The organism is Amycolatopsis pigmentata (genome assembly GCF_042684065.1).
In the GTDB taxonomy this organism is placed as follows: Bacteria; Actinomycetota; Actinomycetes; order Mycobacteriales; family Pseudonocardiaceae; genus Amycolatopsis_E; species Amycolatopsis_E pigmentata.
Map to the genome: position 1 here is coordinate 32,303 of NZ_JBHUKR010000018.1, position 15,051 is coordinate 47,353.

Here is a 15,051-nt window from a genome sequence, read left to right on the forward strand (position 1 = left end):
CTTGTCGGTGGGACGGTGATCCGAGAAGTTGAGGCACCCTGTCCCGACGGAAAGGATCATCGTGTCGGATGAAGTCGAATACGGCGGCCGGGGAACCGTCTCTGGCGGGCGCAGGACGGGCGCCGCGCTCGGACGCTGGATACGCGCGTGGGCCAGAACCGACTATGGCCTCCACCGTACGGCGGGCCGCCCACACACCTCGTCGTCCGCCAACCCTCATCCCCTTCACCTGTTTGATGCGACGAGCCGTGTCCAAGACAGCATTTACTTGCCCGTGGGTTGAAATCCGAATTCAGGCTAGTTCGGAACAGTAATGGCTGATCAAGACTCGGGTTAATTGTTCCGCTCGCATCGTGATCAACTCGATATCCACCGCACTCATGGCGCGGAAATTCGTCGGATAGGTTCGGACTCTGGACGCGGGTACGAGGTCTGGGACCGGGACAGGGAGGCGTTCGTCGGGCATGCCGAGGTATGCATGTACGACGCCTTTCAGTAGTCCCGAGGAGGCTGCGGCGTGGAGTTTGGCACGGGAGGCGTCTTGTGATCGCCGATGTACCGTGTCGAAGCTTCGGCGTAGTCGCGTTCCGGCGAAGTGCCCTGCAACCGGTGGCAGGCTTCCTCTGCCAGCGTCGCAGGAAATGACGTAGTCGACGTCATACACATGTGGGGTGTGGTGTGTCGAGCGTTGCGGTTCGAGAACAGATAGGCCGAGGTTGTCGTAGATGCCGCCGTCGGTCAGCGACACTGCTCGGCGCTCCGGTGGAGTGCCCGGTGAGCGGGTGAAGGTGTAGGTGCGTTCCATGGCCGGAAGCAGCAGCGGGAAGGCTGCGCTTGCGGCGACCGCTTCAGCGACTGTGACTTTTTCGACGATGGTGCCGTAGGCCGAGCATGAACTGCGGAGGCTGCCGAAGCGGACAGCGTTGCTGGTGCGCAGGTCGGTGGCGGTCAGCACTGTGGCGAGGGTCGGGTGTCTGACCTGATCGAGGGTGCGGTCACCGAATGCTCGGTCCGTGAGTTCGTCGCGTAGGGCGTCGGTGCGGTTGGCGGTGCGAAGGCGCGGTTCGCTGCCAGTGCGGCGCGGCAGCAGGGTGCGAGTGGCGGCGAGGAGGTTTCGGCTCACTGCGGTCGGTGTGAAGGTGCGGCGGATAAGGGCCGCCTGCAACCCGCGGCGTAGTAGGTCGACGGTCATGGCATCGAACTCGTCGAAGTCCGCCGGGCCATACGCGTAGAGCGCGGCGAGCAGGCCGCCGCCGCTGATGCCCGAGATGACCTTCACGTGGGACAACAGGCCGGTGTCGTGCAGGGCACGACAACAGCCGAGCCCGAATGCGGCGGCGCGGAATCCTCCCCCAGAAAGGGCGACGCCAATGCGTGGTCTGGGTGGGTTCACTGGACCTGCCCGGTTCGGCGCAGACGGCGAAGGTGATCACGCCACCTGGACCACCAGGGACGTTGACGCGGCCGGGATTGCACTCCGCAGTGCGTGGTGTGGTAGCCGCCGGTCCAGAACGTCGCTTCGTGCTCGGCTGGCAGGGCATGTGGCGGAGGGACAGCCGCCGTGTGGGCTTGGCGGACGAGCCGCGCATAGCTGTCCGGGACTTGGCCATCACGCAGCCAGGTACTCCAGAGGTCTTCCTCGCCTCCGAGGATGAACAAGAGTGCGCGGGGTGCGTCGAGCATGGGCGGGGTGAGGAGTTGCCGCATCGCGGCTTGGTCGGTTGCGCTGGGCTGGGCGGCCTGGTCGGGGTGGGTGTGCCACATGCCGACGAACGCGGTGACCTGGCGGGTCCGCGTGTAATGGTGGTCGACAAGTTCCCGGACGCCGTGGGTGCCATGCTCGAAGTGGTATGCCGACAGTTTGCTGTCGGGCGGCGGACCGGTTGCGGTGTCGATCCAGATGCATCGGCAGGCTTCGTCGATTTGGCCGAGTAACATGCCCCCGGTTTCGATCTTCCGACCGCGTATCCGGGCACTACGGGTCGACTCGGCCCGCATTTCCCGGATCGCCATCGGGGAGATCCGGATCTCGAAACCGGCGGCTGTGTCGTGGAGTACGACGTCGTTGTCCCAGCCCAACCAACTCATGCCTGCGATGTCGGGGCTGCTGTTGTTCAAGCGAACGACCGCGACCGCCATCGGTTGGCAGGCTGCGCTGGCCCGCCCGGTGAGTGCGTCGAGCCCAGCCGTCATCAGGTGCGCCGCCAGCGCGCCGACTTCGGCGGCCGAGCCGACGAACGTGGGTGCAGAGCAGCCGGGTTCCGGTTGGAACATCTGGGTACGTGGTGGGTCCGGGAAGAAGTCGTCGGCGATATCGGCGAACTGATCGTGACGCGGCCCGCAGACGGCGATGGCCAGCCGGCGCAGCATATCGCGTCCGCAACCCGTCGCGCTGGAACGCGATACAGCGGTGATCCCGCGGCGCGCGTCATGTCCGATCATCAGAGTGAGCACGGGTGGCCAATCGCCGGAGATCGTGCTACGGCACTGCTCCAGACGCGACTCGACCGCTGCATCGGCCGTGGCATCGATGATCAAGTCGTACTGTGTGGTCGGGAAGCGATCATTGAGAAGGGTCTGGAGCACGTTGCCGGGCAGTGGGTGGACTCGGTCGTCGTCGTGGTGGATCTGGTTGAGGCGCTTGGCGAGTGCGATCGCCTTGTAGTCCCCGATGTCGGCGTTGACGTAGGGCTGCCGGACGAGGATGCCGGGGTTGACGATGCCGGAATCGGCGACCGTCACACTGGCCGCGTCCGCGCGCACGCAGATCTCCGCTGCCGGTGCTCCCACAGCACCGCATCCCAGGATCAGGACGTTTTTACGGGTCAGCCACGTTGCGGCGCTGTCCTGGTCGCGGCGCCGAGTCACCTGCGGACGAGTCTCGAAGACCTGGACCCAACTGACGCTGGCCTGGTCCACCCATCCGGCGATTTCAGGGTGACTGGACAGGGTGGACACGCCCGCGAGCACGGCATCCGCGATCAGACGTCGGTCGGACTCACCCAACCGCCAACACACCAAGTGGGTGAACCTCCTCGTTTCCTCTGCACTGCGTCGAGACGGGGTGCCCACGAACATGTAAAGCGGACGGGGCGGCAGCTCATGCCCTTGGATGGTGTGAGCATTGTCCAGACGAGCGTTGATGGCCGCCACACTGCCGAGAAGGCCCAGGAGCGCCTCCGGGCCCACGCCTGCCGCACCCAGCCCGGCGACCAGCGTTCGGGCGTTGTCCGGGTATTCAAAGCCGATGTCCGCATCGAGGAGCACCACTGCCGCGCCGAAGGGCCGCTGACCGCGGTCGTCCAGGTTGCCGTTGATGTCGGCCAACTGAAAGCGTTGTTTCCACTGCGAAGGTGTGATCCATTCGGTGACATCGGCCCGCCCGTCGTAGCCATGTTCGCAGACTGCGACCAGGAATTGAGGCCCGCCGATCGCTGCGGTGGGCGGTTCGAGGTCACGAGGGACATCGGGCCGGACCACCACAACATCGGCCGCCGATGTCGTGTAGGCGACCGGGGGATGGAGGGGTTGGCCCTCGGGGTCGAGGTCGCCGGCCGCGGCGTGTCGAAGCCAGATGATCAGGCGGTCCACCAAACCCCGCATACCGTCGGCTGGTACCCATTCAACGGACGGCGCCGCGTACAGACACACGATGTGCCCCCACTGCACATGGGGTGAGCCCGCCCACTTGTTGTGCGCGACGCGGACCTGCGGCACGGAGAACGGAAAATCCGGGCCGATCTCTAGCTGGAACCGTTCCCGCGCTCGCACGCGAATTCCCTCGTCCGCGCTGGTGATGCCCGTACAGTCGAGGGAGATGTCCAGGATGACAACCTGGCCACCATGCGTGCATCGGGGAACCCCCAGCACTTCCACGGCACCATCACTGCCGTCCGCGATTTCAGCAAGTTGCTCGGCGGCCAGGCGTTGCCCAATCGTCAGTTCACTGCCTCCGGGCGTGGCCCCCGGGGCGGTCACCGCGCGCCGAATCCGATCGGCTGGCGCGGCGCTGCGTCGGTCCCGCGTGCCCGCGCGACCGCCCGCTGCGCCCGGTCCAGCCCGGTCCCCGACGTCGGCGCGGCAACCGGGCGCCGCCTACGCCGGTCTCGGAACCCACGTGCGACAATCACCACGGCCAGCGCGATCAAGACACCGACCACGCCATCAGCCATCCCGGCGGCCTTGGCGGCGCTTTCCCTGGTTTCGGCGGCGTCGTCCGCGCGGGCAACGAGGTCGACTGGGTCAAGCAAATCTAGTCCCGACGTGGTCAGCCCGAAGGCGACGGGGCAGGGGTGCTCCTCGTCCGGCCACTCCTGGGTGCACACGAACCGGTCTGCTCCGTCGACGATTTCCAGGTAGCGGGCCTTGGCCTTGGCGTGCGGCGGGTTTTCCCCGGCCTGATTGGTGGCCGGGACCGGCATGCTGCTGGAGACGATAACCGCGTTGTCCCGGGCGTGGCGCTCGAACGCGTCCATGATGTCCGATTCGAACTCATCGTCCACGTACATGACGTGCTTGGAGCAGTGGTGCGGTGCCAGCAGCACATCCCACGCGAGCCGTTCTTCCCGGTTGTGGTCCTCGCTGTACTGGAAGATCTTCATGATCGTGGGGTACGCCAGGTCGCCAAACAGCAATGCGTGCCCGACAGCACCGTCAGCATCCCGGAGCGTGATCTGCATGGCCAGCGAGGTCTCGTTGCGAGCGGCGGCACAGTCAGCCGCGAACGGGGCGTGCACGAACGCCTCGAACACGTCACCGACCGCATCCCCGTCCAACGTGGTGATGGTCTTACCCGGTCCGGTCAGGTAGACGTCGGGCAGGTCGGAATAGGCGTGCTCGTCGTGGTCGGTGTCATAGCCAACCACCAGAATGCGATCTCCGGATGCTGGCTGCTCATCTCGGCCGACAGCCTTCCGGGTCGCTTCGACACGCCGCTCGGCTTCCTTCTGGAACGCACGGGCGTCCTCGCAGATGACGGTGTCGCCGTCGACGTACTCGCGCCACAGACGCGGGGTGGCCCACAACTCCCCGATCGTCACCTTGGACAGAAGGTCCGCGAAGCCGCGGCAGTGGTCCTGATCGGCGTGGGTCAGCGCGAACCCCGCCAGGTAGGGCCGGCCGTTCCGCTTCGGGAGCACATCCACGAGGCAGTCCACCACGGCGGTCACCACGGCGCCGTCCTCGTCGGCCTGAGCCATGTCGTGCAGATCGACCTGGAGGACGTGTTCGTCGTCGATCACCACCGTCGTGCTGTCGCCGGTGCCGACCTGCCAGAAGATCACGCCGCGCTGCGGCGCAGAACTGTTCGCCACTGTGTGCCCCTCCCCGCGCATGCGCGTGATGGCCGTGGTCGCCGTCGGCATGCGCGCCTCGGGTCGGGCCGGCGTCCACCGTACACACTCGATCCAGTGACAGCAACTTCATGTCATTCCAGTGCCACAAACATGTTTGTCAGACTGGAACCGGTAGCGTTCATCGGGCACGATGCACGGCGTGGACCACTTCTACGAGCAGTTCGGAGCCCGCATCCGTCGGGTCCGTCAACAGGCCGGCATCAACCAGGAGGAGTTGGGCCACCGAGTCGGGCTCAATCGCAGCTCGATCAGCAACGTCGAGAAGGGACGGCAGCGTGTGCCGCTACACATGATCATGGAGTTCGCTGAAGCTCTCGACGTGCCGGCCGCCACACTGCTGCCCGGCGACACGACCCAGCTCGACCCGTTGCGCGGCGTGCCCCAAGAGACCCGGCCGTTCGTCGAGGACATCCTGCACACCGCCGGGGAAACATCCCATGACTAGGCGCGCCGACCTCGCCGCAGCCCGGATGCTGGCCGAACACGGAATCACCCAGCCCCCGGTCGATGTCGAAGCACTGGCCGCCGAGAGCGGGATCGCTGTTGTGCGCCGCCCATTCACCGACGGTGACGTATCCGGCATGCTGTTCCGCGGTGGCAAGCGAGACATCATCGGAGTGAACAGCTCACACGCAGTCCAGCGACAACGCTTCACCATCGCCCACGAACTCGGCCACCACTCACTGCACCCCGGCCGAGAACTCATCCTCGACGTTCCCGTCCGCGTCAACTTCCGAGACAACACCTCCAGCACGGCTACCAACCGCGAAGAGATCGAGGCCAACGCCTTCGCCGCAGCGTTGCTCATGCCCGAACCAATGATCCGTGATCACCTGGACCGGCTCACGGCCACCACCCGACGGGACCCCGACACCACCGCCGCCGCGCTTGCCAAGGTCTTCAAGGTCAGCGTTTCCGCCCTGGGATTCCGCCTGATCAACCTCGGCCTGACAAGCTAATGCTCGCGCGGAATACTGGCGTTTCCGTGCCCAGTTCCATCGGGTTGCCCAATCGGGTGCTCTCCGCCTACGACCGGCCGGACATCGACAACGCGGCAGGTGCTGACAAAGACCGCGTCTCCAGCCGAACCTGAGCAACCAACTGCCGCGACCGCACCACGCCGATGCGCAGCCGTCGACGAAGGGTCTCCGCCGAGATCGGTCGCTGATGCTCCATCCTATGGCGGAGATCTTTTTCGCGTGCGCGTTCAAGCAGGTCCGAAACGATCTCTGAACCTTGGGCCGTCCCCATCACACCAGTATCCGACGGCTCCGAGCAAGACACCGCCACGCCAAGATCGTCCTGTAGCGACCCCGCAGCCTGAACGTCCCCGGACAGACAGCGCCGTCTCGAATGGGCAGTGCGAAGCACCGAAAAAATCGCATCGAAACCACCCAGATGGCGGACCCGTCTGGAGCAGTTTTGCGTGACCCCATTTGAAACGGGGTCACGCACTGCTCCAGAATTGCTCCACCTACCGGCCGGTAACTTGACATCAGTCCACAATGGACTAAAATTCGGCGTACCAAAAAACAACGCCCGACCTGCGGAAACCGCAGTGCCGGGCGATCTTGAAAACTGTGGAGCTAAGGGGACTCGAACCCCTGACCCCCTCACTGCCAGTGAGGTGCGCTACCAGCTGCGCCATAGCCCCGAGTGCGGAGTGGACTCCGCATCGCTTCGACGTATACGTTACCTGACCCCTTGATCGGCTCTGGCACCGGGGCGGTGTTCACCGGGTTCGCGGTGGTCAGGCCTGGTTGACCAGGGTGTTCAGCCAGTCGGGGCGGGTCCAGTCGACCGGCGCCCCGTTGTGGAAAACGCCGGGCGTCCCCTGGAAGTTCGGGTTCTGGCTGATCTGCTGGAGCGCCGCGTTGAGTTGCTGGTCGTACGTGCCGCTGTTCACGCAACTGGCGAACTGCGGCGACGTGATTCCGAGGTCCTGGCCGAGTTTGGTCAGCTGCGCCTTGTCGTAGCCACGGGCGCCCTCTTTCGGCTGATTCTTGAACAGGCTGTCGTGGTAGGCGGTGAACTTGCCCTCATCGGCGGCGCACAGGGAGGCGTTCGCCGAGTCCAGCGAGTAGCCGGGCGGGTCGGAGCGGCTGGCCAACAGTGGAATCATGTGGTAGGTGACCTGCAGCTTTCCGGCTTGGATCTGTTGCTCGATCTGGTCACCGTAGCTTTGCTGCAACTGGCCGCAGTACGGACACAGGAAGTCGGCGTAGATGTCGAGTTTGACCTTCGCGTCGGGCTTCCCGGACACCACGGTCGCGCCCTGACGTTCACCGGGAGCATCGAGAGAGGCGCCGGCGGTTTGCGGCGTGATCGTCTGCCCGGCGGTGCTGTTCTTGGACGCGTTGGTCCACAGTACGCCGCCGATCACGACGCCGGCCAGCAGTACCACGGCCACGACCGCGGCGATGACGCGCTTGTTCGGGCCGGTGCCGCGTGCCTGCGCCACCGCTCGTGCGCCAGCGGCCTGCTGACGACGCTTGCGCGCGGACCGTTCCGCTCCACCCACTCCGATCAGGTCCTTTCCAGTTCTTTCTCGTCTTCCACCTGCTCAACGCGTCCGGAGCGCAACCAACCGTCGAACGCCACCCTCGTCCGCGGCCGGACGACGAGCCACGACGCCAGGACGAGGAACCCGACGTCACGTGCGATCTCCTGCGGATAGCGGGTCTGTCCCGCCGCCACTTGGCCCCCGCCGCCGAAACAACCACAGTCGATCGTCAAGCCGCGTGCCCACGATTGGGTGATGGCCGCGATGAGCAGCAGTAACACTATCCCCGAGAGCACCGCGGCGATCCGGGTGCCCAGACCCGCCAGCAGGAACACGCCGAGCACCAGTTCCAGCAGCGGCAGTGCGAGCGCCACCGGGTGCACCATGCCGTCCGGAAGGACGTCGTAAGCCCGGACCGCGAGGAAAGTCTGGCCAGGATCCATGATCTTAATCGATCCAGAGATCAACCACACGGCCGCGAGCCCTAGCCTGGCCAAGGTGCCGATCACGTCGAGCACGGCGTTGGAGCCTCGGATCACACGCCTAGGCTATCGGCGAGACCTGAGAGAACCGTGAGGTCCTGCCGCTGGGCGGGAGGAGTCTGTAATGCGGCTCGTGCGAGCGGCAGCAGTTGTCCTGCTGGCCGCCACTCTGGCGGGCGGCTGCGCGAAGGCCGACCCGTCGACGGTCGTGGGCCGCGCTCAGGGCGGCAGGCTGACCATCGGCATCCGTTTCGACCAGCCCGGCCTCGCCGAGCGCACGGTCGACGGCCGGTTCGTCGGCTTCGACGTCGACGTGGCGAAGTATGTCGCCGCTCGCCTCGGCGTGAAACCCGCGGGGATCACGTGGAAGGAAACCACGTCGAGCAGCCGCGAGACCGACCTCACCTCCGGCGCGGTCGATCTGGTCGTCGCCACCTACTCGATTACCGACCAGCGCAAGCGACTCGTCGCATTCGCCGGACCATATTTCGTCACCGGTCAGGATCTGCTGGTCCGCAAATTCGACACGACGATCACCGGACCCGCCAGTCTCGACGGCCACCAGCTCTGCTCGGTCACCGGGTCGACATCGGCGCAGAAGGTACGCGACGATTTCGCCCAGGCCGTCCAGCTCATCGAATATCCGCGGTATTCCGACTGCGTCACCGCCCTGCTGGCCGGGCAGGTCGACGCCGTCACCACTGACGCGGCGATCCTGGCCGGCTATGTCAAGCAAAACCCGGAACTGCTGAAACTGGCCGGCAAACCATTCACCACGGAACGTTACGGAATCGGCCTGCGCAAGGGTGACGGGGCCGACCAGGTGGCGATCGACGACGCGATTCAACAGATGATCAGCAGCGGCGCGTGGCTCGATTCGGTGCGCCGGAACCTCACCTCTACCGGCTATCCGTTGCCCGAACCGCCCGCCGTGACGGAACGATGAACCTTCCCGATCTGCCTGTCCGTGCGGTTCTCGGCGAACTCGACGCCGCGCTCGACGCCCATGGTGCCGCGGTACTGGTCGCGCCGCCTGGCACCGGAAAGACGACTCTCGTCCCGCTCGCGCTCTCGGAGCGCAGTGACGACCGGATTCTCGTGGCCGAGCCACGCAGGCTGGCCGCACGAGCGGCGGCGAGCCGGATGGCGAGTCTGCTCGGTGAGCGAGTCGGCGAGACCGTCGGCTATTCGGTGCGCGGCGACCGCAAGGTCTCGGCACGCACACGGGTCGAGGTGGTCACCTCCGGATTGCTGGTACGGCGCCTGCAGAGCGACCCGGAATTGAGCGGGGTAGGAACGGTTCTGCTCGACGAATGCCACGAACGGCATCTGGACGCCGACCTCCTTCTGGCCTTGCTGCTCGATGTCCGTGCCGGGCTGCGCGCCGAGCTCCGCCTGCTGGCGACTTCGGCGACCGTCGCGGCCGAGCGGCTGGCGGGGCTGCTGGGCTCGGCGCCGGTGATCACCGCGCGGGCACGGACCTTCCCGGTCGACGTGACCTACGCGCCCCCAGGCCGAAACGAACGGGTCGAAGCTTGCGTGGCGCGTACCATCCGGTTGGCACTGTCTGAAGTAGACGGTGACATTCTGGTATTTCTCCCTGGCGTCGCCGAGATTTCCAGGGTGTCGGGACTACTCGCCAATCTGTCCGAAGTAGACGTTCTACCGTTACACGGCAGGCTCACCACGTCGAGGCAGGACGCGGCACTACGCCCAGGACCACGTCGGCGTGTGGTCCTGGCGACCGCGGTCGCCGAGTCGAGCCTGACGGTGCCCGGTGTCCGCGCGGTGGTGGATTCGGGCCAGGCACGGGTGCCCCGCATGGACCACCGACGCGGCCTGCCCGGACTGACCACGGTCCGTGTCTCGGCTGCCGTCGCCGAGCAACGCGCCGGACGGGCAGGCCGCGAAGGGCCCGGCCGCGCCTACCGGTGCTGGGCCCGGCACGACCCGCTGCCGGCCTATCCCGAGCCGGAGATCCGTGCCGCGGACCTCTCACGGCTCGCTCTCGAACTCGCCTGTTGGTCCACACCGGACGGAACCGCGCTGACCTGGTGGGACCCGCCCGGGGAGGGACCGCTTGCCGCCGGCCGCATGCTCCTGCGCACGCTGGGTGCCACCGGCGAGGACGGAACGGTCACCGATCGCGGCCGCCGGATGGCGACGCTCGGATTGCATCCACGGCTGGCGCGTGCCTTGCTCGACGGCGCAGAGGAAACGGGAGCCCGGTGCGCCGCCGAAGTGGTGGCGCTGCTCGACGCGGGAGCGAACGGCGCCGACGCCGAGGCCGAACTCCGCCGGCTTCGCGACAGTCACGACGAGCGGGCACGCCATTGGCGTACCGAGGTACGACGGCTCGAACGGCTCGTCGCTGGAACCGGATCTCCCGACCCCGCCCTGGTGATCGCCCTTGCCCATCCCGAGCGGCTCGCACGACGGAGACGACCAGGTTCGGCCGTCTACCTGATGGCCGGAGGAACCGCCGCGGAACTGCCGCCAGGTAGCGGCCTCGGCGAATCCGAATGGCTGGCCGTAGCCGAGGCGACGCGCGATCCGGGTCGCGCTCACGGGGTCATTCGGCTGGCGGCACGGGCCGACGAACGACTGGCGCTGACCGCCGCACCGGGCCTGATGTCCACTGTGGAGGAGGTGCGGTGGGACGGTGACGTCGTTGCCCGCTCCGTGCGCAGGCTGGGCGCGATCGTGCTCGGCGAGCGGCTACTCGCCGAGCCGGACCCTTCGCTGGTTCGTGACGCGTTTCTCGACGGGTTCCGAAAAGAGGGGTTGTCTCTCCTACCGTGGCCTTCCGAAGCAGAACGATTACGGCAGCGGCTTGCCTTTCTTCACCGGACTGTCGGGTCGCCGTGGCCCCCGGCCGACGCCGAATCGCTGCTCTCGAGAGTCGACGAATGGCTACCGGAGTTGTCTGCCGCCCGGCGCCGCGCCGACCTCCTCCACGTGGACACGGCGAACGCGCTGCGCCGTCTGTTGCCCTGGCCCGAAGCCGTCCAGCTCGACGAACTCGCTCCCGAACGGCTTCGTCTGCCCTCCGGCCCGCGCGTGAAGATCGACTACAGCGCCGATGACCCAGTTGTGGCGGTAAAGCTGCAGGACGCTTTCGGCTGGCAGGAAACGCCGCGGGTGGCGGGCGTAAGAGTGGTGCTGCACCTGCTGTCACCGGCCGGCCGGCCCGCGGCAGTCACCCAGGACCTGAAGTCCTTCTGGCACAACGGGTACGCGGCCGTGCGAGCGGAGCTCCGCGGACGCTACCCCCGTCATGCCTGGCCGGAGCGGCCACCGGGTGCGTGAGTGGTCACCTTCACGAACTCGAGCACCTGGGGCCACGAGATCGCGAATGCCTCCGCGTTGACCGGGTTTCCGTGCCGGTGCCGTGCGCTGAAGCCGTGCTCCGCACCGGGATAGACGTGCACGATGCTCGGGCCGCTGTTCCGCGAGTTCAACGCGGTTTGCAGCCGGTGGAAACTCTCGACCGGCACGAGATCGTCGGCACCCGGATACAGCATCATCACCGGCGCCTGAATGCGGGCGGTGTGGTCGACGACGTCGACGGTGTGGTTGGGAGCCGGGGTGCCGGGCACCGTCGGGTGGTAGGCCACAACGCCGGCGACCCGGCTGTCCTGGCCGCCGAGGATCAGCGCGAAGCGGCCGCCCAGGCACCATCCGATGACACCGGCCCTGGTGCAACCGAGATCATCGAGCAGGTAGTCGAGCAGGCGCTTCTGCTCGGCCAGACAGGCATCGTCGTCCAGTTCGCCCATCCAGGTGAACAGCGTCTCCATCGGCGTGTCTTCGCTGGTCCCGCGTCCCCGCCACGGGTCCCAGGAAAGCGTGGTCACGCCGGTCTCGGCGATCGCGGCGGCGAACTCGCGCACCTGTTCGCCGATGCCGGTGATCATCGGGATGAGCAGCATTCCCGCCGATGAACCCCCGGTGGGGCGGGCGAGGTAGGCGTTGAGGCCGTCGACGGTGAGGCTCCGCGTCTCAATTGTCATGCACCGGACCGTAGTCAGATGCGATCATCGTCTGATGGAGGGCTGCTGATGAGCGAACGGACGCTGGCCGATCAGCTGGGGAGCGTGCCCGGTGGAATCGAGGCGCTTGCCGACGAGCACAAGCGAGACCTCGGTAGAGCCGTGCACGAGGCCCGGCGCCGGCAGTCCGCGGCACTGGCCAGGGCCGGTGACGAATCGTTGCGCTATGTTCCGGCGTTGCTCCGGCCCGCGATCCGCAAGGTCGTAGGACTGTGACTCCCCACGAGGGCGAGATCCTCAAGCTCGCGCGGGTGCTCGGCGCTCCCGCCGAACGCTTCGGCTATCTGCGGCAAGTGCCGTTGGAGGACCTCCGGCGGTTCCGCGAACAGGTCACCGACGTGTTGTTCGACGCCCATCTCGGCGTGCTGCAGCGCATGGCGGCCGCCAGCCGGTTGTTGCCGGCACCGTTGCTGGCGAAGATGGCCGAGGTCGTTTTCGGGCCGTTGCTGTCCGCGCGGATCGCCGGGCTGGTCGACCCGGGACGCGGGGTCGAGATCGCGCGGCGCCTGTCCCCCGGGTTTCTCGCCGACGTCGCGGCCGAACTGGATCCGCGTCGCGCGTCCGGCATCATCGTCGGCCTGCCGGAAAAGCTGGTGATCGCGGTCGCCAAGGAACTCGCGCGACGCGAGGACTGGCTTACCGTGGCCCGCTTCGTGGAGCATCTGCCCGACACCGTGATCGTCGCGAGCTTCGGGTTCATCACCGACGACGCGCTTGTCCGTATCGCCCCGCTCCTCGACGACCAGGCCCGGATCGCTCATGTCGTCTCTCTGCTCCCCGAAGACCGCCTCGACACCATCCCCGGCGACCTGGCCGGCTAAGGGTTTTGGTGCAGGAAGGAGTGTTTACTACGGATGTTCCGTAGTAAACACTCCTTCCTCCCCTACACCGCCGCCCTAGGCCGCGACGATGAGGTAGATGCCGTAGCCGACCACGACGACGCAAACGCCGAAGCAGAGCATGGCGGTCGTCAGACCCGCCGAGCCGGACTCGCCGGTGTCCCGGGCGGCGACGCGGGCCGACAGGCCACGGACACCGATCGCGAACATGCCGGTCACGACCACAACCGCGACGAGAGCGATGAAGAAGACGCTGGCGAGAGCGCCCCAGTTGACATGCACGAAAACTCCCTCGCGTTCAGGCCGCTACCGGAACCGGCGCCGGCTCGGTCACGTTGTCCGGGGTGACCGGATTCCGTCGCGACCACCCGAAGATGCCGCCCGCGACGGCGATCAGGAACACGGCGACGAGCGCCGTGCCGAACGTGCCCTCGGCGGACACCTTCGACGCCAGCGCACCGACCACGGCGGCAGCGGGCAGGGTCAGCAGCCAGGCGATCACCATCCGGCCGGCGACGCCCCACCGCACCTCGGCCAGTTTCCGGCCGACACCCGAACCGATGATGCCGCCCGAGCACACATGCGTGGTCGACAACGCGAACCCGAGGTGCGACGACGCCAGGATCGTGACCGCGGCCGAGGTCTCCGCGGCAAACCCCTGCGGGGTCTGGATCTCGGTGATCCGCTTGCCCATCGTGTGAATGATCCGCCAGCCACCGAAGTAGGTGCCCGCCGCGATGGCGAGGCCCGCGGCGAGGATCACCCACACCGGCGGCGCCGATCCGGCCGCGAGCGCGCCCGACGACACCAGCGTCAAAGTGATCACGCCCATGGTCTTCTGGGCGTCGTTCGTGCCGTGCGCGAGCGAGACCAGTGACGCCGAAAGCGCCTGGGCGGTCTTGAACGACTTGGACACCACATCCTGCCGTGCCGACGCGGTGATCTTGTACACGATGAAGGTGCCGGCCATCGCGACGACTCCGGCGACCACCGGAGAGGCCACGGCCGGGATCAGTACCTTCTGCACGACCTGGGCGAAGTGCACGGCACCTCCACCGGAGGCGATCCAGGTCGCGCCGATCAGCCCGCCGAAGAGCGCGTGGGACGAACTCGACGGCAGTCCGAACAGCCAGGTCAACAAGTTCCAGATTATGGCTCCGGCCAGTCCCGCGAATATCACCGCCGGAGTTATTTTGGTCTCATCCACGATTCCACCGGATATCGTTTTAGCGACCTCTATCGAGAGAAACGCGCCTACCAGGTTGAGCACCGCGGAAATGGCGACGGCGACCTTCGGTTTCAATGCGCCGGTGGCTATCGACGTGGCCATCGCATTGGCCGTGTCGTGGAAACCATTGGTGAAATCGAAGGCCAGCGCGGCCACGATGACCACGATGACGATCAGAGAAAGGTTCACACCACGGAACGTAGCCACGTCGGTTGAACATCCGGTGAACGGAAGCACCCTTGAGTACCAACGGAACCTCAGGTTTACCTCAGGTCTGTACTCACTCGCCGGGAGACACCATAGGCTTCCCGCCGCAGGCCGACGGTAAACATCGCCGAAATGCCAGAAAACCGGATCGCGCATGTCGAGGATACCGGAATCCGGCCGGAAAAGCCTGGCGTGCGACTTCCACGGCAAACGCCGTCGCTCGCGTCAGGAGAAAGCGGGCCTCATCCGATCTTGACGGAATCATCGTCACGGTAGCTCGGGAGACTATACGGAGGTGGGCGGTCGGCACGACGCGGTCACCCGATGAGTGCACGTGCCAGGGCATTGGCGGTCGAACAGTAGCGCCGGGATCCGCGCGCCCACCG

14 protein-coding genes and 1 tRNA gene are annotated in these 15,051 nt (G+C 66.6%); 6 read left to right on the forward strand and 9 right to left on the reverse strand.

Going from position 1 to position 15,051, the window contains the following annotated elements; all coding sequences use genetic code 11:
• Positions 1-292: 292 nt before the first annotated feature.
• The 3 genes from ACFSXZ_RS29075 to ACFSXZ_RS29085 are packed head-to-tail and all read right to left on the reverse strand — an operon-like array spanning position 293 to position 5,312.
• Positions 293-1,393 (reverse strand): patatin-like phospholipase family protein, encoded by a 1,101-nt coding sequence (locus tag ACFSXZ_RS29075; protein ID WP_378268422.1) that lies wholly within the window; start codon positions 1,391-1,393, stop codon positions 293-295.
• Positions 1,390-3,978, reverse strand: a complete 2,589-nt coding sequence (locus ACFSXZ_RS29080; protein WP_378268423.1) for a ThiF family adenylyltransferase — start codon at positions 3,976-3,978, stop codon at positions 1,390-1,392. Before ACFSXZ_RS29080 ends, ACFSXZ_RS29075 begins: the two co-directional genes overlap by 4 nt.
• A complete protein-coding gene (locus tag ACFSXZ_RS29085; RefSeq protein ID WP_378268424.1) occupies positions 3,975-5,312 on the reverse strand; it encodes a hypothetical protein in 1,338 nt (445 codons plus the stop codon). Before ACFSXZ_RS29085 ends, ACFSXZ_RS29080 begins: the two co-directional genes overlap by 4 nt.
• A gap of 181 nt (positions 5,313-5,493) precedes the next feature.
• Here ACFSXZ_RS29085 and ACFSXZ_RS29090 point away from each other — a divergent pair, with 181 nt between their 5' ends.
• Together ACFSXZ_RS29090 and ACFSXZ_RS29095 are read left to right on the forward strand one after the other, a co-directional pair.
• Entirely contained in the window at positions 5,494-5,799 is a 306-nt protein-coding gene (locus ACFSXZ_RS29090; RefSeq protein ID WP_378268425.1) for a helix-turn-helix domain-containing protein, read from the forward strand.
• Positions 5,792-6,313 (forward strand): ImmA/IrrE family metallo-endopeptidase, encoded by a 522-nt coding sequence (locus ACFSXZ_RS29095; RefSeq protein WP_378268426.1) that lies wholly within the window; start codon positions 5,792-5,794, stop codon positions 6,311-6,313. Before ACFSXZ_RS29090 ends, ACFSXZ_RS29095 begins: the two co-directional genes overlap by 8 nt.
• A gap of 622 nt (positions 6,314-6,935) precedes the next feature.
• On the opposite strand, the gene ACFSXZ_RS29100 is transcribed toward ACFSXZ_RS29095, so the two are convergent.
• From ACFSXZ_RS29100 to ACFSXZ_RS29110, 3 genes are all read right to left on the reverse strand, one after another.
• Positions 6,936-7,008, reverse strand: a tRNA-Ala gene (locus tag ACFSXZ_RS29100).
• A 96-nt stretch (positions 7,009-7,104) separates the two neighbouring features.
• The gene (locus ACFSXZ_RS29105; protein WP_378268427.1) at positions 7,105-7,875 is read right to left on the reverse strand and encodes a DsbA family protein; all 771 of its coding nucleotides are present in this window, start codon (positions 7,873-7,875) and stop codon (positions 7,105-7,107) included.
• Between the two features lie 5 nt (positions 7,876-7,880).
• Positions 7,881-8,396, reverse strand: coding sequence for a MauE/DoxX family redox-associated membrane protein (locus tag ACFSXZ_RS29110; protein WP_378268428.1), 516 nt, complete (start codon positions 8,394-8,396; stop codon positions 7,881-7,883).
• Positions 8,397-8,463: 67 nt separating this feature from the next.
• On the opposite strand from ACFSXZ_RS29110, the gene ACFSXZ_RS29115 reads away from it, so the two are divergent.
• Both ACFSXZ_RS29115 and hrpB read left to right on the forward strand, forming a co-directional pair.
• Entirely contained in the window at positions 8,464-9,285 is an 822-nt protein-coding gene (locus ACFSXZ_RS29115) for a glutamate ABC transporter substrate-binding protein (RefSeq protein ID WP_378268429.1), read from the forward strand.
• Entirely contained in the window at positions 9,282-11,648 is a 2,367-nt protein-coding gene (gene hrpB / locus ACFSXZ_RS29120) for an ATP-dependent helicase HrpB (protein WP_378268430.1), read from the forward strand. The genes ACFSXZ_RS29115 and hrpB overlap by 4 nt, the downstream gene beginning before the upstream one ends.
• On the opposite strand, the gene ACFSXZ_RS29125 is transcribed toward hrpB, so the two are convergent.
• Positions 11,615-12,352 (reverse strand): dienelactone hydrolase family protein, encoded by a 738-nt coding sequence (locus ACFSXZ_RS29125; protein WP_378268432.1) that lies wholly within the window; start codon positions 12,350-12,352, stop codon positions 11,615-11,617. The two genes, hrpB and ACFSXZ_RS29125, sit on opposite strands and share 34 nt — an antisense overlap.
• 48 nt (positions 12,353-12,400) lie before the next feature.
• Here ACFSXZ_RS29125 and ACFSXZ_RS29130 point away from each other — a divergent pair, with 48 nt between their 5' ends.
• Complete coding sequence (locus ACFSXZ_RS29130) at positions 12,401-12,607, forward strand: hypothetical protein (RefSeq protein WP_378268433.1); 207 nt, start codon at positions 12,401-12,403, stop codon at positions 12,605-12,607.
• Positions 12,604-13,212, forward strand: a complete 609-nt coding sequence (locus tag ACFSXZ_RS29135; RefSeq protein WP_378268434.1) for a hypothetical protein — start codon at positions 12,604-12,606, stop codon at positions 13,210-13,212. Before ACFSXZ_RS29130 ends, ACFSXZ_RS29135 begins: the two co-directional genes overlap by 4 nt.
• 75 nt (positions 13,213-13,287) lie before the next feature.
• On the opposite strand, the gene ACFSXZ_RS29140 is transcribed toward ACFSXZ_RS29135, so the two are convergent.
• Positions 13,288-13,512 carry a hypothetical protein gene (locus ACFSXZ_RS29140; RefSeq protein WP_378268435.1) on the reverse strand — a complete coding sequence of 75 codons (225 nt, stop codon included), beginning with the start codon at positions 13,510-13,512 and terminating at the stop codon, positions 13,288-13,290.
• A 16-nt stretch (positions 13,513-13,528) separates the two neighbouring features.
• Entirely contained in the window at positions 13,529-14,647 is a 1,119-nt protein-coding gene (locus ACFSXZ_RS29145; RefSeq protein ID WP_378268437.1) for an inorganic phosphate transporter, read from the reverse strand.
• Positions 14,648-15,051 lie beyond the last annotated feature (404 nt).